At 70.7% G+C, this 25,643-nt stretch carries 20 protein-coding genes and 1 pseudogene; 15 read left to right on the top strand and 6 right to left on the bottom strand.

The features are described from left to right. Positions 1-78 precede the first annotated feature (78 nt). From C1707_RS21865 to C1707_RS21825, 9 genes are all read left to right on the top strand, one after another. A complete protein-coding gene (locus tag C1707_RS21865) occupies positions 79-843 on the top strand; it encodes a Slam-dependent surface lipoprotein (protein WP_101714186.1) in 765 nt (254 codons plus the stop codon). A 76-nt stretch (positions 844-919) separates the two neighbouring features. Beyond that, the gene (locus C1707_RS21860) at positions 920-2,401 is read left to right on the top strand and encodes a surface lipoprotein assembly modifier (RefSeq protein ID WP_164467430.1); all 1,482 of its coding nucleotides are present in this window, start codon (positions 920-922) and stop codon (positions 2,399-2,401) included. Then, the gene (locus C1707_RS21855) at positions 2,401-3,177 is read left to right on the top strand and encodes an energy transducer TonB (protein WP_123170796.1); all 777 of its coding nucleotides are present in this window, start codon (positions 2,401-2,403) and stop codon (positions 3,175-3,177) included. Before C1707_RS21860 ends, C1707_RS21855 begins: the two co-directional genes overlap by 1 nt. Positions 3,178-3,308: 131 nt before the next feature. Next, a complete protein-coding gene (locus tag C1707_RS21850; protein ID WP_101714555.1) occupies positions 3,309-3,935 on the top strand; it encodes a DUF4129 domain-containing protein in 627 nt (208 codons plus the stop codon). Further along, entirely contained in the window at positions 3,932-5,149 is a 1,218-nt protein-coding gene (locus tag C1707_RS21845) for a hypothetical protein (RefSeq protein WP_240633786.1), read from the top strand. Before C1707_RS21850 ends, C1707_RS21845 begins: the two co-directional genes overlap by 4 nt. After that, positions 5,136-6,092, top strand: a complete 957-nt coding sequence (locus C1707_RS21840) for an AAA family ATPase (protein WP_101714557.1) — start codon at positions 5,136-5,138, stop codon at positions 6,090-6,092. The genes C1707_RS21845 and C1707_RS21840 overlap by 14 nt, the downstream gene beginning before the upstream one ends. Beyond that, positions 6,089-7,402 carry a DUF58 domain-containing protein gene (locus C1707_RS21835; RefSeq protein WP_101714558.1) on the top strand — a complete coding sequence of 438 codons (1,314 nt, stop codon included), beginning with the start codon at positions 6,089-6,091 and terminating at the stop codon, positions 7,400-7,402. The genes C1707_RS21840 and C1707_RS21835 overlap by 4 nt, the downstream gene beginning before the upstream one ends. Beyond that, positions 7,399-8,406 (top strand): stage II sporulation protein M, encoded by a 1,008-nt coding sequence (locus C1707_RS21830; RefSeq protein WP_101714559.1) that lies wholly within the window; start codon positions 7,399-7,401, stop codon positions 8,404-8,406. Before C1707_RS21835 ends, C1707_RS21830 begins: the two co-directional genes overlap by 4 nt. After that, positions 8,403-9,290, top strand: coding sequence for an RDD family protein (locus tag C1707_RS21825; RefSeq protein WP_101714560.1), 888 nt, complete (start codon positions 8,403-8,405; stop codon positions 9,288-9,290). The genes C1707_RS21830 and C1707_RS21825 overlap by 4 nt, the downstream gene beginning before the upstream one ends. A gap of 3 nt (positions 9,291-9,293) precedes the next feature. Here C1707_RS21825 and C1707_RS21820 read toward each other — a convergent pair whose 3' ends face one another. From C1707_RS21820 to C1707_RS21810, 3 genes are read right to left on the bottom strand one after another with little or no spacing between them, the layout of a single operon-like run. Further along, positions 9,294-10,745, bottom strand: coding sequence for an N-acyl-D-amino-acid deacylase family protein (locus tag C1707_RS21820; RefSeq protein ID WP_101714561.1), 1,452 nt, complete (start codon positions 10,743-10,745; stop codon positions 9,294-9,296). 32 nt (positions 10,746-10,777) lie between these two features. Next, positions 10,778-12,073, bottom strand: a complete 1,296-nt coding sequence (locus C1707_RS21815) for a type III PLP-dependent enzyme domain-containing protein (protein ID WP_101714562.1) — start codon at positions 12,071-12,073, stop codon at positions 10,778-10,780. 5 nt (positions 12,074-12,078) lie between these two features. Beyond that, positions 12,079-12,468 (bottom strand): RidA family protein, encoded by a 390-nt coding sequence (locus C1707_RS21810; RefSeq protein WP_058347523.1) that lies wholly within the window; start codon positions 12,466-12,468, stop codon positions 12,079-12,081. Between the two features lie 184 nt (positions 12,469-12,652). Here C1707_RS21810 and C1707_RS21805 point away from each other — a divergent pair, with 184 nt between their 5' ends. The 5 genes from C1707_RS21805 (at position 12,653) to C1707_RS21785 (ending at position 21,537) form a co-directional block, all read left to right on the top strand. Beyond that, entirely contained in the window at positions 12,653-13,591 is a 939-nt protein-coding gene (locus C1707_RS21805; RefSeq protein ID WP_101714563.1) for a MurR/RpiR family transcriptional regulator, read from the top strand. Positions 13,592-14,114: 523 nt separating this feature from the next. Continuing rightward, positions 14,115-17,036 carry a TonB-dependent receptor domain-containing protein gene (locus C1707_RS21800; protein ID WP_240633785.1) on the top strand — a complete coding sequence of 974 codons (2,922 nt, stop codon included), beginning with the start codon at positions 14,115-14,117 and terminating at the stop codon, positions 17,034-17,036. 217 nt (positions 17,037-17,253) lie between these two features. Further along, a complete protein-coding gene (locus C1707_RS21795; RefSeq protein WP_240633784.1) occupies positions 17,254-18,585 on the top strand; it encodes a GntP family permease in 1,332 nt (443 codons plus the stop codon). Further along, a complete protein-coding gene (locus C1707_RS21790) occupies positions 18,575-19,204 on the top strand; it encodes a DUF1349 domain-containing protein (RefSeq protein ID WP_123170795.1) in 630 nt (209 codons plus the stop codon). The genes C1707_RS21795 and C1707_RS21790 overlap by 11 nt, the downstream gene beginning before the upstream one ends. A gap of 23 nt (positions 19,205-19,227) precedes the next feature. After that, complete coding sequence (locus C1707_RS21785; RefSeq protein ID WP_240633783.1) at positions 19,228-21,537, top strand: beta-N-acetylhexosaminidase; 2,310 nt, start codon at positions 19,228-19,230, stop codon at positions 21,535-21,537. 6 nt (positions 21,538-21,543) lie between these two features. Here C1707_RS21785 and C1707_RS26870 read toward each other — a convergent pair. The 3 genes and pseudogenes from C1707_RS26870 to C1707_RS21775 form a co-directional block, all read right to left on the bottom strand. After that, positions 21,544-21,651 (bottom strand): annotated as a pseudogene (locus tag C1707_RS26870) (hypothetical protein); the annotation flags it as partial. A 55-nt stretch (positions 21,652-21,706) separates the two neighbouring features. Beyond that, positions 21,707-23,755, bottom strand: a complete 2,049-nt coding sequence (locus tag C1707_RS21780) for a TonB-dependent receptor domain-containing protein (protein WP_101714567.1) — start codon at positions 23,753-23,755, stop codon at positions 21,707-21,709. A 101-nt stretch (positions 23,756-23,856) separates the two neighbouring features. After that, positions 23,857-24,531 (bottom strand): GntR family transcriptional regulator, encoded by a 675-nt coding sequence (locus C1707_RS21775; protein WP_101714568.1) that lies wholly within the window; start codon positions 24,529-24,531, stop codon positions 23,857-23,859. 144 nt (positions 24,532-24,675) lie between these two features. Between C1707_RS21775 and ribD the strand changes: the two genes are divergently transcribed. Then, positions 24,676-25,638: a bifunctional diaminohydroxyphosphoribosylaminopyrimidine deaminase/5-amino-6-(5-phosphoribosylamino)uracil reductase RibD gene (ribD, locus tag C1707_RS21770; protein ID WP_101714569.1), complete on the top strand. Its 963-nt coding sequence runs from the start codon at positions 24,676-24,678 to the stop codon at positions 25,636-25,638. Positions 25,639-25,643 lie beyond the last annotated feature (5 nt).

Here is a 25,643-nt window from a genome sequence, read left to right as displayed (position 1 = left end):
CCTACCGACGCGGCGGGCGCCGCGATGCCCCAGGGTCTCCATGGAGGGACCCGTCAACCAAGCCTCGGAGAAGACGATATGCACCGTTCGACCTTCAAGACGCTGATCCTGGCCTCCGTCACGGCCGTCGCCCTGGCCGGCGTAGCCCATGCCGGCATCGTCGGCGAGTCCACCGACGAGACCCACCTGAAGGTGGGCGCCAGCGTGATCAACGCGGGTCCGCACACGGCCGGCAAGGCCGGCGTGTCCGTCGCCTCGATCGGCCTGTCGGCCTATGTCGACTTCCAGGGTCTGTCGGCCTCGGCCCCGCCGTCGGGCGGCGTCAGCACGATCAACAACCCGTCGACCGCGCCGGGCAGCCACAACGGCATGGGCGTGTTCAACTTCGCCAAGGTCAGCACCGGCGACCTGTGGTTCGGCGAATGGTCCGACACCGCCAACGCCAATGACGGCACCCACACCGTCTACTACGTCGGCGACGACACCGGCGCCACCGCGGGCTCGGGCACGGCCAGCTACACCGTGAAGGGCCTCAGCGACTACGCCACCAACGGCATCCTGGAAGGGACCTTCAACGCCGACTTCACCGCCGGCACGCTGGGCGGCTACGTCCAGAGCGCCACGACCGGCTACAAGGTCGACATCGGCTCGGTGGGCATCTCCGGCCTGACCATCGCCAGCACCACGGCCAACGCCACGGCGACGCAGGGGGCTTCCACCCTGGCCTCGGGCGGCGAAGTCAGCGGCAAGTTCTTCGGCGCCAACGCCGCGGCCCTGGCCGGTCTGGTCACCTTCGGCGGCAACAGCGTCTACGACACCGCCTTCGGCGGCACGAAGAACTGATGATGCGAGGGGCGGAGGCCAGCCGGCCTTCGCCCCGAGCTCTTGCCCCCAAGTTCTTGCGATGAGCAGGTCGTCCGTGCCCCAGCGTTTTCCGTTCCGCGTCGCCGCCGGCTGCGCGGCTTTCGTCGTTCTGGCCCTGGCCGGCGGCGCCCACGCCCAGGTCGACGACGACACCCGCCTGCGTCTCGACCAGGAACTGTCGCGCCGCGCCGCCGAGCGCGAGGCCAGGACTCGTCAGGAGACCGCGCCCGACGTGCTGGTCATCGACGGCCAAGCCTATGCGGTCGGGCCCGGCGCCGACGACGTCGGCAAGGCGCTCTACCTGTCGCTGGCCCGCCGCCAGTGGGCCGACGCCCGCCGGTTCCTCAAGGCCTATCTGGCCTTGCCCGAGCGCGACCCGATGCTGGTCAGCTACGCCCAGGGCCAACTGGCGCGCCAGGACGGCGACCTGCGCGGCGCCGAACGCAGCTTTCGCCAGCTTCTGGCCCTGCAGCCGGACTTCCAGCCGGGCCGCATCGAACTGGCCCGCGTGCTGTTCGAGAACCAGCGCGACCGCGAGGCCGAGGCGATGTTCCTGGCGATCAAGGCCGAGCTTCCGGCCGATGACCCGCGCGCCGCGGGCGTGCGCCGCAGCGTCGAGACCTTCCTGAGCGCGCTGAAGCGCCGTCGCGGCTGGACCGGCCAGTTCGCGCTGGGACCGGGCTGGAACTCCAACATCAACCAGGCCTCGGGCAGCTATGCCTGCCTGCTGCCGGGACCGGAGGGCGTCTGCTTCTTCGACCGCAAGACGCCCGATCCCCTGGGCGCCGCCACGGTCAATTTCGAGAGTGTGCTCAATCGCCGCCTGCCGATGCGCGGCTCGGGCGGCCTGACGTTCCGGGGCATGGCCTATGGCGAGCTCTATCCCGAGGAGGGGCGCTACAACCAGGCCACGCTCGTGGCACAGGCCGGCTTCGACTACCGCACCGCGCGGCTGGCGTTCGGCGTCGCCCCGTCGCTGGATGTCGCGACCCTGGGCGCGGAACGGCTGTACGAGGCGCCGGGCCTGCATGCCGAGATCTCCCGGGGGCTGGGGGCCTCGACCCTGGTCAAGCTGGAGGCCGACTACAAGGCTATGCGCTACAGCCGGGCTTCGTTCTCGGCCCTGGACGGCGACCAGGCCTCGCTGTTCCTGACCGCCTGGCGCGGCCTTGCCGGCGGCTGGACGTTGTTCGGCGGCATGGACCTGCTCGACAAGGACGCCGATCGCGCGGTCAACGCCTATCGTCAGGCCGGCCTGCGCCTGGGGGCCGCGACGCCGACCGTCAAGGGACTGAACGGCACGTTGTTCGCCTCGGCCCGCCGCAAGCGCTGGGACGCCGTCAACAAGACGCTGGAGGCGCGTCGCCGCGACGACGAGCAGACCTTCACGGCCATCCTGCGCGCGCCGCGCTGGAAGACGCCCGGCGGCTTCACGCCCAGCCTGACGGTGCAGTACGCCAAGGTCGCCAGCAGCATCGACTGGCTGTTCTCCTACGAGAAGACCGCCGCCAGCCTGAAGCTGGAAAGGGTGTTCTGATGCTGCAGGCCCTGCCCATGACGGTGCTGGAGATCCCGTACGAGCCGCCCGCCGCCACGGGGCGAAAGCGGCGCTGGAGCCTGGCCCTGTCGGGCGCGGTGGTGCTGCACGTGGGCCTGTTGCTGGGCGTCTATCTGCGGCTGAGCCGGCCGGAGATGCCGCCGGCCGCGCCGATCGAGGCGATTGCGGTCGAGTTCGCCGTGGCGCCGGTCGCGCCGCCGCGCCCTAAGGACGAGCGGCCGCCGGGACCGGAAGCCAAGGCCAGCCCGGCCGCCGCCGCCACGCCCGCGCCGCTCAAGGCGATCGATCGTCCGCCCGATCCGCGCGGCGTGCTGCCGCCGCAGCTGCGGTCCGACGCCCGCGCGGCGGAAGGCGACGCCCTGGCGCGACCCTCGACGCCCCGCGAGGCCTCCGCGCCGCCCGCCGTGGCCGCCCCGCCGGCGCCGGTCGCGGCCGCGCAGCGCACCTCGGCCGCCAGCGCCCGCGACGCGGCGATCAGCTGGCGCGGCCTGATCCTGGGCCGCCTCAAGGCCTACAAGCGCTATCCCCGTCGCGCCCAGAGCGCGGGGCAGGAGGGCGTGGTTCACATCGCCTTCACCGTCGATCGCGGCGGACGGGTGCTGTCGGCCCGGGTGGCCAAGGGATCGGGCTATCCGCTGCTCGACGACGAGGCGCTGGCCACCATCCGCCGCGCTTCGCCCATGCCGCCGCCGCCCGAAGAGGTGCCCGGCGACCCGGTCGAGGTGCTGGCGCCCGTGGAGTTCTTCGTCGGCTGAAGGCGGGTTATCGAACCACAGATTGTCACCGGTTACGGCTAGCCAAGCCGGCGTCACGCTGTAGAGTTGAGTCGAGTGTTCGCGCCGGGCTTGCTCCTGGCGTCGAGGGGGCGAATGCGGGTTTCCGGCGCGTGACAGTTTCGAGAGGGGCGTCGGACGACGCGGTCGTCGCGGCGCACGCACGGCTGGCGAAGGACGCCGGTTTCCAGTTCGACCAGGCGGCGTTCGTGCCGCCAAAGATCCCCGAGTGGCTGCGCTACGTCGGCAAGTTCCTCGAATTCCTTCTGCCGTACCTGAAGTGGGTGTTCTGGGGCGCCCTGGCGGTGCTCGCGGCGCTGATCATCTACGCCATCGTTCGCGAGCTCCTGAGGATCTGGGCCCCGCCGCCGCGGGCGGTCAAGCCGCTGGTGGTCGAGGACGCCGGCTGGCGTCCCGACGCGGCCGACGCCCGCGACCTGCTGGCCGCCGCCGACGAGCTGGCGGCCCGGGGCCTGTTCGTCGAGGCCGCCCACCTGATCCTGCTGCGCAGCGTCCAGGACATCGAGAAGCGCCGACCCCGGTCGGTGAAGATCTCGCTGACCGCGCGCGAGATCGCCGCGCTGCCGGCCATTCCCGACGCGGCCCGCTCGGCCTTCGTCGGCATCGCGCGGCTGGTCGAGCGGGGGCTGTTCGGCGGCCGCCCGGTCGGGGCCGACGACTTCGCCCAGTGCCGCGCGGCCTATGAGGCCTTCGCCCTGCCTGACGGATGGCGCGGATGAGCGCCTCCAAGTCTCACGGCATGTTCTCGCCGATGACCATGCTGGTGCTGGTCCTGGTGGGCGTCGTCTCGTTCAGCGGCCTGGCCGTGCTATCGGCCTACGCGCCCGAGCTGCGCAAGGGCGACGACGGCGGCGGGCACGCCCTGTCGCGCTCGTCCGTCGGCTTCGGCGCGATCTCGCGACTGCTCAGCCTGATGGGCCAGCCGGTGCTGACCAGCCGCGGCGACCTGCCGGCCTCGGCCGAGGAGGCGTTGCTGGTCCTGACGCCGTCGGCCGGCATGTCGCCCGTGCCGCTGGAGCGCAACGACCACATCGGCCCGACGCTGGTGGTGCTGCCCAAGTGGGAGGCGCGGCCCGATCCCAAGCATCGCGGCTGGGTGACGACCTTCGGCGACAACGAGGGCGCCGAGGCGCTGTCGGTGCTGCCGCCGAAACTGCGCAAGGACCTGAAGGTCAACGAGGCCAAGGACAAGCGCACGGTGCGCCTGCGCCGCCCGTCGGGCGAGGCGTTCGGCGCGCCGGTGACGATCAAGGGCGCGCGCACCCTGGCGGGACCGGGCTGGACGCCGGTGCTGCTCGACCAGGACGGCGGCGTGGTGATGGCCATGCGCGACGACAGCTGGACCTATGTCCTGGCCGATCCCGACTATCTCAACACCCAGGGCCTAAAGACCGCCGACGGCGCGCGCACGGCCGTGGCCATGCTGAACCTGATCCGCGACGACGGCTCGCCTGTGGTGTTCGACGTCACGCTGCACGGCTTCAAGCGCACCCGCAGCCTGATGCGCCTGATCGTCGAGCCGCCTCTGCTGGGGGCGACCCTGGTGGCCGTGGCGCTGGCCCTGCTGGCCGGCGCCCAGGCCTTCGCGCGCTTCGGCCCGCCGCTGCGCTCGCGTCGCGCGGTGGCCCTGGGCAAGACGGCGCTGGCCGACAACACCGCGGGCCTGGTGCGTCTGGCCCGTCGCGAGCATCGCATGGCGCGGCTCTACGCCCGCCTGATCCAGGCGTCGGCCGCCCGCGCCATCGGCGCGCCGCGCGGCCTCGACGGCCAGGACCTCGTGGATTTTCTCGATCGCGTCAGCCGCACGGTCGGCGCGACCCACACCTATTCGGCGCTGGCCGATCGGGCGCTGACGGCCTCGCCGTCCGACCTGATGGCCGTGGCGCGCGATCTCCATACTTGGAAGCAGGAGCTCATCCGTGGACGTCAGTGAAGTCGGGGCGCTCGCCGCGCGGATCCGCTCTGAGATCGGCAAGGCCGTCGTGGGCCAGGACGACGCCGTCAACCTGCTGCTGACGGCGCTGTTCGCAGGCGGCCACGTGCTGCTGGAAGGCCCGCCCGGCACCGCCAAGACCCTGCTGGCCCAGTGCTTCGCGCGCACCGTGGCGCTCGATTACGGCCGCATCCAGTTCACGCCCGACCTGATGCCGGGCGACGTCATCGGCGCCAACCTGTTCAACTTCCAGACCTCGACCTTCAGCCTGACGCGCGGTCCGGTGTTCTGCGAACTGCTGCTGGCCGACGAGATCAACCGCACCCCGCCCAAGACCCAGGCCGCCCTGCTGGAGGCCATGCAGGAGCGCCACGTCACCATCGACGGCAAGTCGCATCCGCTCAGCCCGCGCTTCACCGTGGTCGCCACCCAGAACCCGATCGAGCAGCAGGGCACCTATCCGCTGCCGGAGGCCCAGCTCGACCGCTTCCTGTTCAAGCACGTGCTTGACTATCCGAGCGCCCAGCAGGAGCGGGCGATCATCGTCGGCCACGGCTCGCGCACCGGCCAGATGGATCCCAGGAGCTTCGGCGTCGAGGCCGTCGCCGAGCGCGCCGCCATCGACGCGGCCATCGAGACGGTGGCCAAGGTGCGCCTGACCGACGAGGTCGTGGGCTACATCGTCGACCTGGTGCGGGCCACCCGCGAGTCCACCGACATCGAGACCGGCGCCAGCCCGCGCGCCGGCGCGATGCTGGCCGTCGCCGCCCGGGCCCGCGCCGCGCTGGATGGCCGCGACTACGTGATCCCCGACGACGTCAAGTCGCTGGCAGCGCCGGCCCTCCGTCACCGCCTGATCCTCTCTGCCGCCGCCGAGATCGAAGGGCGCAAGGTCGACCACGTGCTTTCGGGCCTGGTCGAGCGGGTGGCGGCTCCCCGGTGATCTATCCCACGCGCCGCGCCGTCGTCGCCGTCGCCGCCGGAGTTCCGGCGGCGCTGGCGGTCGGCGTGCTCGCGCCGGCCGGCTGGCTGGCCGGACCGATCTGGATCGGGGTCATGCTGCTGGCCATGGTCGCCGACGCCCTGTCGGGCGGCTCGCGCTCGCGCCTGGTTCTCGACGAGACCCAGCGGCCGTTCCTGTCGGTGGCCCGCACCGCCGCCATCGCCTTCACTGCCCGGTTCGCCAAGGGCCCGGTTCCCGGCCGCGCCGAGGCGGCGCTGGACGCCGACGATCGCCTGGGCCTGCAGCCCCGCTTCGCGCGCAGCCAGGTCGAGAGCCGCGCGGCGACCTTCGACTTCTCCTTGACGCCCGAGCGGCGCGGGGAGGGCAAGCTGCACCGCCTGTGGGTGCGCTGGACCGGCCCCCTGGGCCTGGTCTGGAAGCAACAGACCTTCGCGCTCGACATCGACGCCCCGGCCGGCACCGACCTGCAGGGCGTGCGCGAGGAGGCCGTCCGGATGCTGGCCCGCGACGCGATGATGGGCAGCAAGACCCAGATCGACCGCGGCGAGGGCTCGGAGTTCGAGGCCCTCAGAGAGTTCCAGACCGGCATGGATCCGCGCGCCATCGACTGGAAGCAGTCGGCGCGCCACCTGAACCTGCTGGCCAAGGAGTTCCGGACCGAGCGCAACCACCACGTGGTCATGGCCATCGACGGCGGCCGTGCCATGTGCGAGCCGGTGGGCGGCGCGCCCAAGGTCGACCGCGCCATCAACGCCGGCCTGCTGCTCGCCTATGCCTGCCTGCGGGCCGGCGACCGGGCGGGGTTCTATTCGTTCGACTCCGCGCCCCGTCTGCTCACCGGCGTGGTCAGCGGCCTGGACGCCTTCCGTCAGCTGCAGCACGCGGCCGGCCGCATCGACTATTCGGCCGAGGAAACCAACTACACCCTGGCGCTCAACACCCTGGCGGCCAAGCTGCGCCGGCGCTCGCTGGTGGTGGTCTTCACCGACTTCACCGACCCGACCGCCGCCGAGCTGATGATCGAGGCCTCGGCCCATCTGCTGCGTCGGCACCTGGTGCTGTTCGTGGTGATGCAGGACGAGGAGCTCGAGGCCATGGCCGCCGCCGAGCCGTTCGAACCGGCCGACATCTCGCGCGCCGTCGTCTCGGCCAGCCTTCTGCGCGAGCGCGAGGCGGTCGTCGCCCGGCTGCGCCGCATGGGCGCGCACATCGTCGAGGCCCCGGCCGACCGTATCGGCCCGGCGCTGATCAACACCTATGTCGACCTCAAGCGGAGGGATCTCCTGTGATCGACGTCAAGGTCGACGGCCGCCTGAAGAGCCAGCGTTTCCGCCAGGAGCGCGAGGCCGACTGGCGGCGGCTGGAACGGCTGATGGAGAAGGTCGAGAAGGGCTCGATGGCCAGCCTCTCCGAAGAGGAGATCCTGGCCGCGCCGGTGCTCTACCGGTCGGCCCTGTCGTCGCTGTCGGTCGCCCGCGCCACCTCGCTCGATCGCGGCATGATCGAGTACCTGGAGATGCTCTGCGCCCGGGCCTACTTCTTCGTCTACGGCTCGCGCGAGACCCTGCGCGGCCAGCTGGCGACCTTCTTCGCCGGCGGCTGGCCGGCGGCGGTGCGCGGCCTGTGGCGCGAGACCCTGGTCAGCGTGGGGCTGATGGTGATCGGCGCCCTGGTGGGGGCCTGGCTCTTCGGCCAAGACGCCGAGTGGTACTACGCCTTCATGCCCAAGGAGATGACCGGTGGGCGCGATCCGGCCGCGACCACCGAGATGCTGCGCGCCACCCTCGACGGGACCAAGTCGAGCAGCGGCCTTTCGATGTTCGCCACCTTCCTGTTCACCCACAACGCCCAGGTCGCGCTGCTGGCTTTCGCGTTGGGCTTCGCGCTGTGCGTGCCCACCGCGATGCTGGTGATCTACAACGGCGTCATGCTGGGGGTGTTTTTCGCGCTGTTCGCCAGCCGCGGACTGGGCGTCGAGGCCGGGGGCTGGCTGGCGATCCACGGGGTGACCGAGCTGTTCGCCGTCTGCCTGGCCGGCGCGGCCGGCCTGAAGATCGGCTGGACCGTGGCCTTCCCCGGCGAGCGCAGCCGCCTCGACGCGGCGGCCCAGGCCGGACGTCACGCCGCCACCGTCATGGGCGGGGTGGTGGTGATGCTGTTCTTCGCGGGACTGCTGGAGGGTTTCGGCCGCCAGCTGATCGTCTGGACGCCGGCCCGCTACGGCGTGGCGGCGGTCACGGCCCTGATCTGGGGCCTCTATTTCTACGCGCCGCGCCGGGGGGCGAAGGCATGAGCGAGGCGACCACTCTCAAGCTGACGCGCGCCTTCGTCACGCCCGAAGGCGTCGACCTTCGCCTGCAGCTGGCCGACGCCAGTCAGCGCGCCGCCGCCTTCTTCGTGGACGCGGCCATCATGCTGCTGGTGCTGATCGTCGCTTCGCTGCTGATCGGCCTGATCGGCGTAGGGGCCCTGGCCGCAGCCGGGCTGAAGGGCGCGGAGATGATCGCGGTGGTGTGGCTGCTCGGCTTCTTCCTGCTGCGCAACTTCTACTTCGTCGGCTTCGAGCTGAGCGCCGCGGCCGCCACGCCGGGCAAGCGGGCCATGGGCATCCGCGTCGCCGCCCGCGACGGCGGCCGCCTGCGCCCGGGCGCGATCTTCGCCCGCAACGCCATGCGCGAGCTTGAGGTCTTCATCCCGATCAGCATGCTGTTCGCCCCGGCCGGGGTGGAGGGCGGCGGCGTCGAGGGCTGGATGTACCTGCTGGGGATCACCTGGGCCGGTGTGTTCGTGTTGTTCCCGCTGTTCAACAAGGACCGCCTGCGGGCCGGCGACCTGATCGGCGGCACCTGGGTCGTTCGCGCGCCCAAGCGCAAGCTGATGCGCGACATGGCCGACGAGGGGGCCGAGCGCCTGCAGCGCTACGCCTTCACCCTGGAACAGATCGACGCCTACGGCGCCAAGGAGCTGCACGTCCTCGAGGACGTGCTGCGCGAGCGCGATCGCAAGACCATGCGCGCCGTGGCCGACCGCATCGCCGGCAAGATCGGCTGGACGCGCCTGGCCCAGGAAGACGACTACGACTTCCTCAGCGCCTACTACGCGGCCCTGCGCAAGCGGCTCGAGGCGCGCCTGCTGATGGGCGTGCGGCGTCGCGACAAACACGACACCGCGCGCTGAAACTCAGGTCGCCGATCGCAGGAAGCGGCCCGACCGCCGGCCGACGACGCCGCCGCCGCTCCAGGCCAGCGACCCGTTGACGAACACCTGCTCCACGCCCTTGGCCGGGCGGGTGGGGGCCTCGTAGGTGGCCTGGTCGATGATCGCGTCGGCGTCGAACACCGTCAGGTCGGCCTTCATCCCCACGGCCACGCGGCCGCGACCGGCCAGGCGGAAGGTGTCGGCGGCCAGGCCCGTCATCTTGTGGACCGCGGCCTCCAGGCTGATCAGCTTCTGGTCGCGGGCGTAGTGGCCCAGCACGCGCGGGAACGCGCCCCACAGGCGCGGGTGCGGGCGCTTGTCGTGCGGCAGCCCGTCCGAGCCCACCATGCAGCAGGGGTGGGCCAGGATCGAGCGCATGTCGGCTTCGGCCATCTGGAAGTAGCTGGCGCCGCCGGGCATCAGCCGCTCCGCTGCGGCCGGCTGCGACAGGCCCCAGTCGGCCGCGATCGCCGCCAGGGTGCGGCCGGCCATCTCCGGGTGCGGCTCGGACCAGTTGACCAGGATCTCGACCTCGCCGTCGGCCAGGTCGGGCCGGATGATCGTCGAGCCGGCGGTGTAGGGATAGCAGTCCAGGTGCACCGGCTGGCCCTGGCGGGTCTGGTCGATCAGGCCCAGGGTCTCGGCCGCGCGACCCCAGTTGCGCACGCCCGCGCACTTGTGGTGCGACAGGATGAGCGGCGCGCCGCTGGGCGCGGCCACGGCGAAGGCTTCCTTCAGCGCCTCGATGATGCCCTCGCGCTCGTCGCGGATATGGGCGGTGTAGACGCCGCCGGCTTCGGCGACCGTGCGGGCCAGGGCCTGCAGTTCCTCCAGGTCCGCCGCCCAGGCCGGGGCGTAGAACACGCCCGAGCTCATGCCCAGGGCGCCTTCGGCCAGGGCGTCGCGCAGCAGGGCGTCCATCCGCTCGCGCTCGGCCGGGGTGGCGGGACGCTCCAGGTCGTCCATGCACAGCACCCGCAGCGTCGAATGGCCGACCAGGGCCGCCACGTTGACGCGCGGCGCGGCCGCCTCGATGGCGCGGCGATAGTCGGCGAAGGCGGCGTAGGCGAAGTCCTCGCGCGCGCCCAGCAGGTTGAACGGTTCGGCCACCGCCTCGTCGAAGCGCAGCAGCGGGGCCGAGATCCCGCAGTTGCCGGCAACGACCGTCGTCACACCCTGGCTGATCTTGGGCAGCATGTCGGGCTGGGTGATGCAGACGAGATCGTCGTGGGTGTGCACGTCGATGAAGCCCGGCGCCACAACCAGGCCCGAGACGTCGATCGCCTGGGCCGTCCCGATCGGCAGCGAGGGCCCCACCGCGACGATGGTGTCGCCGGCCAGGGCGACGTCGGCGACGAAGGCCGGCGCGCCGCTGCCGTCGATGACCGTGCCGCCCTTCAGGACGATGTCGGCGGAGGGGAGGGGGCTGGCCATGGCGTGCGTCTGATCACTCAAGGAACGGTCACTCAGAAAAAGGTCTTCAGGCCGCCCAGCACGCCGTAGGCCTCGTCCACCTCCAGCAGCACCGACCACTTGTCGAAGGTCGTGCAGGGGTGGGAGATCTCGAAGCCGAGCAGGTCGCCGACGGCCAGGTCGGCGTCGGGGGCGATCGTGAGGAAGCCGTGCTGGTCGGCCAGCTTGGCGGTGACGATCCCGTCGACGGCCTGCGCTTCCTGGTGCAGGCCGGGACGGAACCAGCGGCGGGCCGTCGGCAGGTGGATGTCGAACGAGACGTCGCGCTTGCCCATCATGACCATGGCCATGTCCGGCTGCGGGCGCGAGATCACCCGCGTCCAGACCTCCAGCGCCGGCCGCAGGCGCGGCGGCGCGCCGACCGCGCCGTGGACGTCCTCGCGGGCGTCCATGCGGGCCAGCAGTTCGCGGTAGAAGCCGCTGTCGTGGGTCACGTAGCAGCCGCTGCGCAGCACGATCGTCGCGCCGGGCGCTTCGCCCGCCAGGGCGCGGGCCACCAGGTCGTAATAGGCCGAGCCGCCGGCCGTCAGCACCACCTCGCCGGCCGCGTACAGACCTTCGGCGCGCAGGGCGTGGTGCAGGCCGGTCAGGCCGTCGAGATAGGCGTCGACCGCCACGGCGTCCTGCGCGGCGTGGTCGCTGAACACCAGGCCCTCGTAGCCTTCGACGCCGTGCAGCTCGACACCGGGCAGGTCGTGGATCAGGCGGGCCAGGGCCACGCCCTGCTCGACCGAGCGCACGCCGCAGCGGCCGTCGGCCATGCCCAGTTCGATCAGCAGGCGGGCGGGCGGGGCGTCGGGCGCGGCGGCGAAGATCCCGGAGATCTCCCGCACGCCGGCCTCGCCGTCGACCAGCACGTACACCGGCCGCAGCGGCGCGGCGGTCGTCAGGTCGCGCAGGCACTCGATCTCGGCGCGGCCGACCAGCTGGTTGGCCAGGATCAGGCGCGGCGCGCCGATCTGGTGGCACAGCTTCAGCTGGGTCATGGTCGCCGCCGTCAGGCCCCAGGCGCCGCCCTCGATCTGCCGCGCCAGCAGTTGCGGGCACATGGTGGTCTTGGCGTGCGGCGCCAGCTTCGCGCCCGCCGCGTCGACATAAGCCTGCATGACCGACAGGTTGTTGTCGATCGCGGCGCGCTTGAGCACCGCGGCCGGCATCGGGATGTCGCCGCCGAGCAGAGACAGGCCCCGTCCGGCCAGATCGCCGAGCGTCCGCACCGAGCCGTCCAGCGGGACGGCCTTGGTTCCGGGCGCGAGGGGCAGGGCGTCGAGTTCGGCGGGCGACAGCATCGGCGTCAGGCCTGCGGAACCAGGGCGATGACCTCGATCTCGACCTTGCAGTCGACCATCATCGGCGACTGCACGCAGGCGCGGGCCGGCAGGGCGTCGCCGAAATAGCTGTTGTAGACGCGGTTGAAGGCGTGAAAGTCGCGGGCGTCGTCCAGCCAGACATTGGCCTTGACCACGTCCTTCAGGGTGCAGCCGGCCTTGGCCAGGATGCCGACGATGTTCTCGATGACCTTGTGGGTCTGGGGCACGACGCCGCCGTCGACCAGCACGCCGTTCTCGTCCATCGGCACCTGGCCCGAGACGAAGACGAAGCCGTTGGCGACCGTGGCCTGGCAGAAGGGCAGGGCGTTGCCGCCGGTGCCCGTGGTGGCCGCGCCGATGCGTTGGATGGACACGAAATTCTCCTGACTCAAGGTCGAGTTCCGATCCTCAGGAGCCATGTCGGATGTAGCGGTGTCAACGAAAATGTAGCAAAACTATCATTCTTGGTGTCGGCAAGCCGGCGACCTTGATTGCGGCGCGACATCGTTGTCGGTATCTGTCGGTGAGCGTGCGTTGCCTGGGCGAAGGGATTGGGGGATGAGTCAGTCTGAAAGCGCCGTCGACGACGGCGACATCCTTCCGCGCATCGAGGCGATGATGGAGGCGATGACGCGCTCCGACCTCAAGATCGCCAAGCTGATCCTGAAGTCCCCGCACGAGTTCGTCCGCGCCAGCGTCAAGTCGGTCGCCACCGATCTGGGCGTCAGCGAGCCCACCGTCCTGCGCTTCTGCCGCACCGTGGGCTGCGAGGGCTTCAAGGACCTGAAGTTCCGCCTGATCCAGGAGCTGGCGCACGCCCAGGCCGTCACCGACCAGCGCGAGCGGGCGGCGCGGCCGGCGCCGGCCAGGCCCGATCCGGTCGCCGCCTCGGGCGCCGACGCCGCTGTCGCCGACCGCCTGTTCGACACCATCATCGACGCCCTCGGGCGCACGCGCGAGACTTTGAACGAGAACGACCTGCAGGCCGCCGCCCTGGCCATCGCCAAGGCCGCGCGCGTGGTCGTCTACGGAATCGGCGGCAGTTCGGCCGCCCTGGCCAGCGAGATCCACAACCGCCTGTTCCGCCTCGACGTGCCGGCCATGGTGTTCACCGACGGCTACGCCCAGCGGATGTCGGCCGCCATCCTGTCGCCCGGCGACGTGGCGCTGTTCCTGTCCTCCACCGGCCGCCCGCGCGAGCTGCAGGAGAGCATGGAGCTGGCCAAGCACTACAAGGCCGTCTGCATCGCCATCACCGACGCGGACTCGCCGCTGGGCCGCGACGCCGACATCTGCCTGCACGTGGGGCTGTCGCCGTCGGGCGTGGAGGAGTTCCAGCCCAACCCGATGCGCTTCGCCCAGCTGTTCGTCATCGACCGCCTGGCCTACGCCGTCGCCGCATCGCTCGGCGAGCGGGCGCACCAGATGCTGCGTCGGGCCCGGGGCAGCGTCGCCTGGCTCCACGGAATCGCGCCTCAGCAGCCGATCGGCGACTGATCGGGGCCGCGTCCGGCGATCTCTTCTGCGCACCTTGCGGCCGTATGTTTGGTCGTGGCGCCTGATCGCCTATTCGTGCGCTCGGAATTTGATCTTCTCTTGATAGCGGTCTCAAGCGTCTGGCGTGTGCGCGAAAGCGTGCTCGCGTCGCTTTGAAAGCGTATCTTTCATCGGCGCCGCATTTCTGGGCGCCGTTCTTGTCATTGAAAAATAAGGAATTATTGCCGGTTCCAGGTGCGCCCTTAGGCAATGTTTTTATGATTGCTACATAAATGAATGTTTTGTGATTGACGTTATATAGGGGCTGTGACAATCCTTCCTGCGTCCTGAATGGGGCGGGAATTGAAGGCGGCGGCGCGGTTCGCAACAGTATCCGCGCGTGATTGTCCGACATTCGAAAACATAAAGAGCGTCTCTGCGCGAGCAGGGAAGTAATAACATTTATCTGGAGTCGGGTTCAGAGAGCGCCATCAGTGCGCCCGGGCTCGAACTCCTCGAGCAAGGGGGCTGGAAGTTGTTGAAATTGAATCGCCGAACCTACGCCGGCACGGTCTCGGCTCTGGCGCTGTTGTCCTGGGGGGCGATGGCCCATGCGGCGCAGCAGGCCGAAGCGCCCGCGGCCGAAGGCGACGCCACCGTCTCTGAAGTCGTCGTCACCGGTTCGCGCATCGCCTCGCGCGGCTTCACCCAGCCGACGCCGACCACCACCGTCACCGCCGAGGACCTCGAGAAGGCCTCGCAGCCCAACGTCTTCCAGGCCATCGTCCAGATGCCGGCCCTGCAGGGCAGCACCGGCAAGACGGTCTTCGTCAACAGCACCAGCAGCGGCATGCAGGGCCTGAGTTCGTTCAGCCTGCGGGGCCTTGGCCCCATCCGCACCCTGACCCTGCTGGACGGCCAGCGCGTCACCCCGGCCAACATCAACGGCGTCTCCGACGTCAGCCAGTTCCCGCAACTGCTGATCAAGCAGGTCGACGTGGTCACCGGCGGCGCCTCGGCCTCGTATGGTTCGGACGCCATCGGCGGCGTCGTCAACTTCGTGACCGACAAGACCTTCGAGGGCTTCAAGGCCCGCCTCGAAGGCGGCGAGAGCAAGTACCGCGACAACGACACCTTCGTGGCCCAGGCCGCGTTCGGCGACGCCTTCATGGACGATCGCCTGCGCGTCATCGGCAGCGTCGAGTACAGCCGCGAGGCCGGCGTCCTGGCCGGCGGCTTCGGCGAGCAGCAGGCCGGCGGCCGCGACTGGTACGAGACGCCCGCCATCCAGGTGCGTCCGCTGGCCTCGACCACCGACGGCCTGCCGCAGTACCGCGTCATCAAGGGCGCCCAGCAGATCCAGTACGCCAAGTACGGCCTGATCACGAACGGACCGCTGCAAGGCATCGCCTTCGGTCAGGGCGGCGCGCCCTATCAGTTCCAGTACGGCTCGGGCGGCACGCCCAACGGCGCTGGCGGCGTCACCGGCTGCTTCGCTCCGTTCTGCGTCGGCGGCGACCTGTCGGGCGGCATCGGCGCCTCGCCGACCCTGGCCGCGCGCCTCAAGCGCAAGGTCGCCTACGGCCGCGTCAGCTACAAGTGGGGCGACGACGACGAGATCTACCTGACCACCAACTTCGCCCAGGTGAACTCGCTCAACCAGCCCAACGTCGGCGCCGAGCGCACCGGCCTGACCATCCAGTGCGAGAACCCGTTCGTGCCGGCCGCCATCCGCACGGCCTGCGTCAACAACAACATCACCAGCTTCCAGATGGGCACCAGCAACGGCGCGTTCGGTCCCATCGACGTCAACGTCAAGCGCGAGCAGGAACGCTTCGTGCTCGGCGCCAGCGGCAGCCGCGAGGTGTTCGGCACGTCGTGGAGCTATGACGCCTACTACGCCTACGGCGTGAACCGCATCAGCATCGACGTCGACAACATCACCCTGACGCCGCGCTACAACGCCGCCATCGACGCCATCGCCGGCCCGAACGGCACGGTGATCTGCCGTGACCCGATCGCCCGCGCCAACGGCTGCGTGCCGCTGAACATCATCGGCAACGTCACCCAGGATCCGGCCGCCCGGGCCTACGTGATGCCCGAGAACGGGCCGCGCCAGCGCTCCAAGCAGAACCAGTCCGTCGCCGCGTTCAACGTCACCGGCGAGCCGCTGCAGTCGTGGGCCGGCCCGGTGGCCATCGCCGCCGGCCTGGAATGGCGCGAGGAGAAGTACAAGACCGTCGGCGACCCCTACGGCGACGGCGCCACGGCCGACAACGGCTACACCGACGACTACAAGGCCGATCCGCTGCTGCGCGTGGCCGGCAACAACTGGTACGCCGGCAACTACCACGGCGGCCACGGCTCCTATAACGTCGTCGAAGGCTACCTCGAAGCCAACGTGCCGGTCCTGCAGTCCGAGACCCTCGGCGAGGCCAACATCAACGGCGCGGTTCGCCAGACCAAGTACAGCACCTCGGGCAACGTCACGACGTGGAAGCTGGGCGGCGTCTGGAAGACGCCGGTCCAGGGCCTGCGCCTGCGGGCGGTGACCTCGCGCGACATCCGCGCCCCGAACCTGGGCGAGCTGTTCGCGCCGCCGGTCGTGACCAACGCCACCGTCCTCTACAAGGGCACGGCGGTGAACGTCCTCCAGGAGATCGTCGGCAACAGCAACCTGCGCCCCGAGATCGCCCGCAACACCGAGGTCGGCGTCGTCCTGGCCGAGCCGGCCTGGCTGCCGGGCTTCAGCTTCTCGGCCGACTATTTCGACATCAAGGTCGACGGCGCTATCAACTCGCTTGCCGCCCAGGACCTGGTCGACCTGTGCGTCGCCGGCAACCAGGAGATCTGCGGGGCGATGCTGCTGACCAGCACTCAGCCCAACACCAACTTCGTGCGGGTGCAGGCCTTCAACGTCGCCACCATGCGCACCAAGGGCGTCGACCTGGAGGCGATCTACCGCAAGAACCTGGAAGACTGGGGCCTGCCGGGCACGCTGTCGATCCGCGCGCTGGCCACCCACGTCATGAGCTTCAAGACCACCTCGGGCGTGCTTGGCACGATCCCGGTCGAGAGCGCCGGCGTGAACCTGTCCAACACGCCCGACTGGAAGGCGACCTTCAGCCAGACCTGGGCGCTCGACCGCCTCAGCCTGACCCTCTACCAGCGCTGGATCAGCGACGGCGTCTACAACAACGAATACATCGAGTGCCAGACCAACTGCCCGGTCTCGACCGTGCAGCGCCGCACCATCGACAACAACCACATGGAGGGGGCGACCTACGTCGACCTCGGCGGCACCTACGACGTCAACGACAACGTCACCGCCTACTTCAAGGTCGACAACCTGTTCGACGAGGATCCGGTCGCCGCGCCGACCACCAACGTCAGCCCGGGCGTCAACCCCTACCTCTACGACACCATCGGTCGGATGTACCGCGCGGGCGTGCGCCTGCGGTTCTGATCGTCGAGTTGGGGCGCGCTTCTGCGAGCGCGCCCTTCACCGGCCGCGAAGCCACTCCCTCCCCGGTAAGCGGCCGGGCCTCAGCCCCAAGGCGGTTTCCCCTGCCTTGTCCGGCTTTAGATTCCCCGGCGCCACAAAACCCCACGGCGCCGGGGAATCGCTCTTTCCTTCCACCGCGGAGCGAAACGTCGCCCGCGGGGCTCAGGGTGGTCCGACCATGATGGTGCTTGGCGTAGTCGCGTTGATCGCGCTGCTGGTGGTGCTGATCGCCTGGGGCAAGGTCCCGCCGTTCCTGGCCTTCCTTGTGGTGGCCCTCGGCGGCGCCGTCATGTTCGGCATGCCGCTGGCCCAGATCCCCAAGTCGCTGGAGAAGGGTGTCGGCGACATGCTGGGCGGCCTGGTGGCGATCATCTGCCTGGGCGCCATGTTCGGCCGCGCCATCGCCGACAGCGGCGCCGCCCAGAGCATCGCCCGCGCCCTGATCGGCGCGGTGGGCCTGCGCTTCATCCTGCTGGCCATGGCCATGACCGGCCTGATCGTCGGCATCCCGCTGTTCTACAGCGTTGGCTTCGTGGTGATGATCCCGCTGATCTTCTCGATCGCCAAGCGGGCTGACCTGCCGCCGGTCTATGTGGGCCTGCCGTTGCTGTCGGGCCTGTCGGTGGCCCACGGCTACCTGCCGCCGCACCCGTCGCCGGCGGCCCTCGTCACCCTGTTCGGCGCCGACACCGGCCTGACCCTCGGCTACGGCCTGATCGTCAGCATCGCCGCCCTGATGGTCGGCGGCCCGCTGCTGACCCTGGTGCTCAAGCGCGTCAACCTGCTGCCGCTGGGCGGACCGGCCGCGGACTCGCCGTTCGCCGCCGAGGAGGCCCCGGCCGCCGCCGGCCCCGGCCCGATCAACAGTTTCACGACCGCGCTGCTGCCGGTGGTGCTGATCGCCGCCACCACGGCGCTGTTGGTCGCCTTCAGGGGCCCGTCGCCGACCCACGACCTGATCGGCTTCGTCGGCCATCCCGCCGTCGTCCTGACGCTGTGCCTGATCTACGCCACCTTCAGCCTGGGCGTGCTGCGCGGGATCGGCGTCCCGATGCAGATGCAGCGCTATGGCGACGCCCTCAAGGACGTGGCCTCGATCCTGCTGATCCTGGCCGGCGCCGGGGCGCTCAAGCAGGTGTTCGTCGACAGCGGCGTCAGCGCCACCCTGGGCGGCTGGCTGGGCTCCCTGCCGCTGCACCCGCTGGTGCTGGGCTGGCTGATCGCCATGGTCATCCGCGTCGCCCTCGGCTCGGCCACCATCGCGGGCCTCACCGCCGCCGGCCTGATCCAGCCGGTGATGGCCACGACCGGCGTCGATCCCAACCTGATGGTGCTGGCCATCGGCGCCGGCAGCCTGATGTTCTCGCACATCAACGACCCGGGCTTCTGGCTGTTCAAGGAGTATTTCGGCCTCAGCCTCAAGGAGACCCTGCTGTCCTGGACGGTGATGGAGAGCGTCGTCGGCATCGTCGGCCTGATCTGCGTGCTGGGGCTGAGCCTTGTCGTCTGAGCCCGTCCTCGACCGTCGCGGCGTCCTGGCCGGAGCGGCCGCCGTCGCCCTCGCCGGACCGGCCATGGCCCGCGCCGCCGACGGCTGGTCATGGCTGAACGCGCCGCGAACCTGGGCCTGGAACGACGGGACCCTGGTCTGCGAGGCCGGGGCTGGAACCGACTTCTGGCGTCGCACGGCCGGCGGGCCGCTGATCGACAACGGCCACTTCTGGTTTCGCCGGCAGTCCGGCGACTTCGAGATGACCGCCGTCCTGGCCGGCGACTACGCCGCCGACGCCGACCAGACCGGCCTGATGCTGCGCCTGGCGCCCGACCTCTGGATGAAGACCGGGGTCGAGCGCCTGGGGGGCGAGCTTCACTCGGCCACCGTCTTCACCCGCGACTGGTCCGACGGCTCGTCGCTGGTGATCCCCACGGCCCCGGCCGTGCGGGTCAAGCTGCGGCGCTCGGGCCAGACCCTGTTCTGCGCCCATGCGGTGGGCGAGGGGGCCTTCGTCGACACGCGGCTTGGCCACCTGCCGATGCCGGACGCGGTGGACCTGGGCGTCATGTGCGCCTCGCCGGCCGGCAAGGGCTTCGAAGCCCGGATTTCAAACATAACGATCAAGAGCCTCTGAAAAGAGGCCGCTGGGAGCTGACCATGCCTTTGTCCATACGACCCGTCGCAGCTGTCGTCGCGCTCGCCGCCCTCGCGCCCGCGCCGGCCCTGGCCGCCCAGGCCTTCGCCGTGACCCCGGCTCCGGCCAGGATCGCGCCGGCCCAGGGCGTGCTGACCCTGCGCGCCGGCGACACGGTCTGGATCCCGGCGGGCGACGAGCAGGCCCGGGGCGCGGCACAGTGGCTGGTCGACACCCTGGCGGCCACGCGCGGCGTGCGCCTCGCCATCAAGGAGGGCGTCGGCGCCGGCGGCGTCGTGCTGTCGCGCGCAGGCCCGGAAGGCGAGGCCTACGCCCTCGACGTCTCGTCCAGGCGCGCCGAGATCCGCGCCAAGGACAAGGCGGGCCTGTTCTACGGCGCGGTGTCGCTGTGGCAGTTGGCGGGCCCCGCACAAGGCAAGGACAAGGCCGGCGCGCCGCTCCGCGTGCAGGCCATCAGCATCGAGGACGCCCCGCGCTTTTCCTGGCGCGGCCTGATGCTGGACAGCACCCGCCACTATCAGAGCCTGCCGACGATCAGGCGGATCATCGACGGCATGGCCAGCCTCAAGCTCAACACGCTGCACTGGCATCTGACCGACGACCAGGGCTGGCGGCTGGAGATCAAGAAGTATCCGAACCTCACCGACCACGGCGCCTGGCGGCGTCCGGCCGGGGCGGCGGGCTACAAGGCCTCGGGCGAGGAGGTCCGCTACGGCGGCTTCTACACCCAGGACCAGGCGCGCGAGATCGTCGCCTACGCCGCCGCCCGCAGCATCGTCGTGGTGCCCGAGATCGAGATGCCGGGCCACGCCCAGGCGGCGATCTCCAGCTATCCGCGGCTGGGTACGCGCCCGGCGGCCGATCGCGTCATGGCCGACTGGGGTGTCTATCCCGACATCTTCAACGTCGACGACGAGACCTTCGCTTTCCTGGAGGACGTTCTCGACGAGGTGATGGCGATCTTCCCGTCGGAATACATCCACGTCGGCGGCGACGAGGCGCTGAAGGCCCAGTGGGAAGCCTCGCCCAAGATCCAGGCCCGCATGAAGGAACTGGGCCTGGCCGACGAGCACGCCCTGCAGAGCTATTTCATCCAGCGCATCGAAAAGCATCTCAACGCCAAGGGCCGCCGTCTGGTCGGCTGGGACGAGATCCTAGAAGGGGGGCTGGCGCCCAACGCCACCGTCATGTCATGGCGCGGGCTGGAGGGCGCGGTCGCTGCCGCCAAGCAGGGCCACGACACGGTGCTGGCGCCGGGGCCGGTTCTCTATTTCGACCATCGCCAGAGCACCTCGCCCGACGAGCCGCCCGGTCGTGGCAAGCTCTCGACGCTGAAGACCGTCTACGCCTTCGACGCCGAGCCGTCCGAGCTGACGCCCGAGCAGCACAAGCACGTGCTGGGCATGCAGGCCACGATGTTCAGCGAGCACATCCGCACCGACGAGCGGGCGGTGGCGATGCTGTTCCCGCGCCTGGCGGCCCTGGCCGAAAACGCCTGGACCCCGCGCGACAAGCAGGGCTGGGCCGGCTTCGAGGATCGCCTGCCGGCGACGCTGGGCCGCCTGTCCGACCTGGGCCTGGCCTACGACACCGTGCCGTTCGAACCGCAGGCGGCCTTCGACTGGCCCAAGGGGGGCGAGATCGGCGCCAGCCTCGACACCGGCCTGCAGGTCGGCGAGGTGCGCTACACCACCGACGGCTCCGAGCCGACGGCGGCCTCGCCGCGCTACGCCGCGCCGCTGAAGCTTGCGGCCGGCGCCCAGCTGAAGGCCCGGACCTTCCAGGGCAAGCATCCGCTGGGCCGCGTGCGGGCCTGGAACGTCACGGCCGACACCGCCCTGACCCGCCGCTCGCACCAGCTGACCCGCTGCACCGAGGGCCTGATCCTCAATCTCGAGGACGATGGCGCCAACGACAAGGGCGAGCGTGCGACCTTCCTGCTCGACATCCTCAATCCGTGCTGGATCTGGAAGGACGCCGACCTCTCGAACGGCGCCAAGCTGACCGTCACGGTCGGCCAACTGCCCTACAACTTCCAGCTCGGCAACAAGCTGGAGCCGCTGCCGGTGCGGCCGCCGTCGCGTCCCGAGGGCGAGCTGGAGGTGCGCTTCGGCTGCAAGGGTCCGCGCCTGGCCACCGTGCCGTTGACGGAAGCGTCCAGGAACTCGGCCCTGACCAAGATCGTCGTCGACGCCCCGCCGCGCGGCAAGGGCGACATCTGTTTCACCTTCGCCAGCAAGGCCATCGAGCCGATGTGGGCCGTGCACAGCGTGAAGATCACGCCGGGCGCCGTGGTCGCCAAGGCGGATTAAAACTCGTCATCCCGGGCGAAGGACCGCGAAGCGGTCCGCAGACCCGGGACCCAGGCGCGACCGCAATGCGCCGGCTCCTGGGTCCCGGCTCTCCGCTACGCTGCGGCCGGGATGACGAGTGGTTGGAGACGCCCGGGGAGGGGGATGGCGTCTCCAAGTTTGCGCCGTCCTAGAACAGCGCCCGCAGGCCCAGCACCAGGTTTCGCCCGCGCAGCGGGGCTGCGGTGCTGACGAACGAAGCGTGGTTCAGGGCTTTCTCGTCCAGCAGGTTGGTTCCGCGCAGGAACATCTGGCCGATCACCGGACCCATCGGCAGGTCGTAGGCCAGGGTGGCGTTGACCATGTCGTAGCCCGGGGTCTCGCTTTCGAAGACCGCGACGCGGTCCTGGTCGAAGACCCGCACGTACTCGACATTCCCGCTCCAGGCGCCGCTCTTGGCGTCGCCCCGCAGGCCCAGGCGGCCGGCCGGAACGCGCGGCAGGTCGCCGCCGCCGTCCTTCAGCTTGGCCCGCACGTAGTCGCCGAACGCCGTCACCGACAGCCAGGGCTTCAGCTTCTGCGTCACCTGGCCCTCGACGCCGGTGAAGCGGGCGTCGTCCTGTGCGTAGCGCACCAGGCGGAAGTCCTCGTAGCGGTCCAGCGTGTCGGCATAGATGTAGCCGTCGTATTCGTAGCGGTAGACGCTGGCCGAGAAGGTCGTGGCCCCTTGCGTCTTGCGCAGGCCCAGTTCGACCGATGCGGCGGTCTCGACGTCCAGGTCGGCCGAGCCGATCTCGTAGGTGTTGGTCGCCAGGTGCACGCCCCGGGCATAGAGCTCCTGGGCGCTGGGGGCGCGTTGCGAGCGGGCGACCGACAGCGAGGCCACGTAGCCCGGCGTGAAGGTCCAGCTGGCCGCGGCCGAGGCCGAGAACGGCTTGTGCTCGGCGTCCGCGCGGCCAAGCGCGCTGGCGTCCTGCCACTCCTGGCGCAAGGCGCCTTCGAAGCGCCAGTCGCCGGCCACGTATTCCTCGACCACGAACAGCGCCGAAGTCTTGGTGCGGCTTTGCGGAATGAAGGCCTCCTCACCGACGGCCGAGAAGTCGCTCTTGCCCACCTGCACGCCGACCACGCCGCGCACGCCGCCGATCGGCGCGTGCTGCACCTCGACCCGGGCGTCGTAGCCCTCGTTGCCGAAGGTGGTGGCGATCGCGCCTTCCTCGATCTCGTGATGGCGATAGTCGGTGTAGCCGGCCCGCAGGCGGATACGCTCGACGCCGGCGAACGGGTCGTTGATCTCGCCGCGCACGTCGAGGCGCTTGCTCAGCAGGTCGACGACCGGCGCGCCGTGTTCTTCGCCCTCATGGTCGTGATCGTGGTCGTCCTCGTCGCCATGATCGTCGTGGCCGCCGCAGTGCAGGGTGGTCCCGTGCGGGTGGCAGGACTCGTACTCGTGGCTGTGGCCGGGCAGGCCGTACTTGCTGTCCTGCTGGGTGTAGGCCGCGCCGAGATAGCCGCGCGAGCCGATCCACGACAGGCCCAGGGTCGCCGTCGAGGTGCGGTTGAAGGTGCCCGGCACGGTCGAGCTGTCGAAGTCGGGAGCCTCGTAGTCGTCGGCCTTGCGGCCGGCCGCCTCGATGCGCACCGCGAACTGGCCCACGCCCGCCGTCAGGCCCAGGACGCCGGCCCGCTCGTTGTCGGCCGAGCCGAAGCGCACCTCGGCCACGCCGTCGCCGCCCAGGGGCGGGATCTGGGTCGGGATTTTGCGGTCGATCAGGTTGACCGCCCCGCCGATCGCGCCGCCGCCGTAGAGCAGGGCGCTGGGGCCGCGCAGGATCTCGACGCCGTCCAGCAGCAGCGGCTCGCCGGAGACGGCGTGGTCGGGCGACACCTCCGAGGCGTCCATCAGCGCCGCGCCCTCGCTCAGCACCTTCACGCGCGGGGCGGTCTGGCCACGGATCACCGGCCGGCTGGCGCCGCCGCCGAAGGTGTCGGAATTGACGCCGGGCAGGCCGTTCAGCGTCTCGCCCAGCGTCGCCTGGCGGCGCTGCACCAGTTCCTCGCCGGTCAGCACCGCGACGCTGGAGATCACCTCCTTGCCCGAGCGGCCCAGCGGGTCGGCGGTGACCACCACGCCCTCGACGTCGGTCGCGCCGGGGCCCGATTGCGCCGCCAGCGCCCAGGTCGGAGCGGCGAAGGCCGAGAGGCTGCCGGCGGCGAGAAGGATGCTTCGAAGTTGCATGGAACGCTGACCCCATCTGAAAACGATCGCAGGTCAACTATGTTATAACGTAACAATGCGCAACCCGGGGTCGGCCTATTTTTCGCCCATCATGGGCGATGTCAGGCGCGTTGGGCGCTGGGCGGCTCGCCGATCAGTTGGGCGCAGATGGCCTCGGCGGCGGCAGGATCGCGGTCGACGATGGCCTGGGCCAGGGCCCGGTGCAGCACCACGTCGGCCATCTGCTCCTCCGGCGTCTGCTTCTCCATCTGCCAGATCCAGAACCGCGTCGCGACGTTCTGCAGGGCGATGACGAAGCGGGCGAGGGTGGGGTTCTGGGCCGCGAAGGCCACCGCGCGGTGGAAGGCATGGTCCATGGCCAGCATGGCCCGGAAGTCGCCGGCTTCGATCGCGGCCTCGGCGCCCTCGAAGGCGGCGGTGATCGCCACCAGGTCGGCCGGACGGCGGTTGCGGGCGGCCAGGGCGGCCGTGCGGCCTTCCAGCATCCGCCGCACCTCGAAGGCGTGCTCGATCTCGGCGACGTCCATAGGCGCGACGATCGTGCCCACGCGCGGCCGGCGCACCACCAGTCCCTCGATGGCCAGCCGTCCCAGCGCCTCGCGCACCCCGGCCACGCCGCCGGCGTAGCGGACGGCCAGGGCCTTTTCCTCCAGCACCTGCATCGGTGGCAGCTCGCCCAGGATGATGTCCTGCAGGATCAGCTCGTAAAGCCGCGCCTTCTGCAGCCCCGGGGCCCAGTCGCCATGGGGCTCGACGCTGTTCAGGGGGCCCTTCATGGCCGGCTCGGGGGCTGCGCGCGCATGCTCACGCTCGTAGGCGCAAAACGCGCCGCCGTCATTTCCCGTGGGCTCTAACATGTAAGAGTTTCGAAAAGCGACCAACGCTTGGCGGGGATGAGAAGCGGGGCCTAACTCCCCGCCATGACGGCTTTTTCGCCTCCACCACCGGCCATCGCCCAGGCCTTCCGGCTCGCGCTCGACGCCGCTTCGCAACTGGCCGGCGCCACCGCGCCCAACCCCCCGGTGGGCTGCGCCGTGCTGGCCGCCGACGGTGCGGTGCTGGCGGTGGAAGCCCACCAGGGCGCGGGCCTGCCGCATGCCGAGGCGGCGGCGCTCGCCGCATGCCGCGACCGTTGGGACGAGGTCCACACGCTTGTCGTCACCCTGGAGCCTTGCAACCACCACGGCCGCACGCCGCCGTGCGTCGAGGCGATCCTGGCCAGCCCCGCCCGGGCCGTCTGGATCGGCGCCCGCGACCCCAACCCCGCCGTCGCCGGCGGCGGCGCGCGGCGTCTGGCGACGGCCGGCCTCGACATCGCCTTCGTCGCCGGCCCCCTGGCCGCCGAGAGCGCTCGGTTGATCGCCCCCTTCGCCATGCGCGCCACGCAAGGTCGCCCGTGGCTGACCGTCAAGCAGGCCTTCACTACCGACGGCTCGATGATCCCGCCGACCGGGGCGAAGACCTTCGCCTCGGAGGCCTCGCTCGATCTGGCCCACGCCCTGCGCCGCCGCGCCGACGCGGTGATCACCGGCTCGGGCACGATCCTGGCCGACGCGCCGCTGCTGACCGTGCGCCGCGTGGCCGATCCGCGCCGCGCACCCCGGCGCCTGGCCATTCTCGACCGCCGGGGCCGCGTGCCGCGCGCCTATCTGGACGCCGCCCGCGAGCGCGGCCTCGAACCTTCCGTCCACGCCGACATCCCCGCGCTGCTGGCCGACCTAGCCGCCGGCGGCGCCCTGGAGGCCCTGGTCGAGGCCGGCCCGACCCTGTCGGCCGCCTTCCTCGACGCTGGCCTCTGGGACGAGCGTGTCGTCATCACCAAGGCCGCCCGGCCCGGCGATCCCGACACCGTCGAGACCGTCCTTCGCCGGCCGGCCGCCTGAAGGAG

The sequence above is a fragment of the Caulobacter flavus genome, assembly GCF_003722335.1.
GTDB lineage: Bacteria > Pseudomonadota > Alphaproteobacteria > Caulobacterales > Caulobacteraceae > Caulobacter > Caulobacter flavus.
Note: the sequence above shows the minus strand (reverse complement) of the source record. Positions and strands in the feature narration are given on the sequence as shown.

Excerpts from the sequence above, each read along its gene's own strand:
- C1707_RS21865 (WP_101714186.1), top strand. The coding sequence starts at position 79 with ATGCACCGTTCGACCTTCAAGACGCTGATCCTGGCCTCCGTCACGGCC.
- C1707_RS21855 (WP_123170796.1), top strand. The coding sequence starts at position 2,401 with ATGCTGCAGGCCCTGCCCATGACGGTGCTGGAGATCCCGTACGAGCCG.
- C1707_RS21845 (WP_240633786.1), top strand. The coding sequence starts at position 3,932 with ATGAGCGCCTCCAAGTCTCACGGCATGTTCTCGCCGATGACCATGCTG.
- C1707_RS21825 (WP_101714560.1), top strand. The coding sequence starts at position 8,403 with ATGAGCGAGGCGACCACTCTCAAGCTGACGCGCGCCTTCGTCACGCCC.
- C1707_RS21820 (WP_101714561.1), bottom strand. The coding sequence starts at position 10,745 with ATGGCCAGCCCCCTCCCCTCCGCCGACATCGTCCTGAAGGGCGGCACG.
- C1707_RS21815 (WP_101714562.1), bottom strand. The coding sequence starts at position 12,073 with ATGCTGTCGCCCGCCGAACTCGACGCCCTGCCCCTCGCGCCCGGAACC.
- C1707_RS21805 (WP_101714563.1), top strand. The coding sequence starts at position 12,653 with ATGAGTCAGTCTGAAAGCGCCGTCGACGACGGCGACATCCTTCCGCGC.
- C1707_RS21795 (WP_240633784.1), top strand. The coding sequence starts at position 17,254 with ATGATGGTGCTTGGCGTAGTCGCGTTGATCGCGCTGCTGGTGGTGCTG.
- C1707_RS21785 (WP_240633783.1), top strand. The coding sequence starts at position 19,228 with ATGCCTTTGTCCATACGACCCGTCGCAGCTGTCGTCGCGCTCGCCGCC.
- C1707_RS21780 (WP_101714567.1), bottom strand. The coding sequence starts at position 23,755 with ATGCAACTTCGAAGCATCCTTCTCGCCGCCGGCAGCCTCTCGGCCTTC.
- C1707_RS21775 (WP_101714568.1), bottom strand. The coding sequence starts at position 24,531 with ATGAAGGGCCCCCTGAACAGCGTCGAGCCCCATGGCGACTGGGCCCCG.
- ribD (WP_101714569.1), top strand. The coding sequence starts at position 24,676 with ATGACGGCTTTTTCGCCTCCACCACCGGCCATCGCCCAGGCCTTCCGG.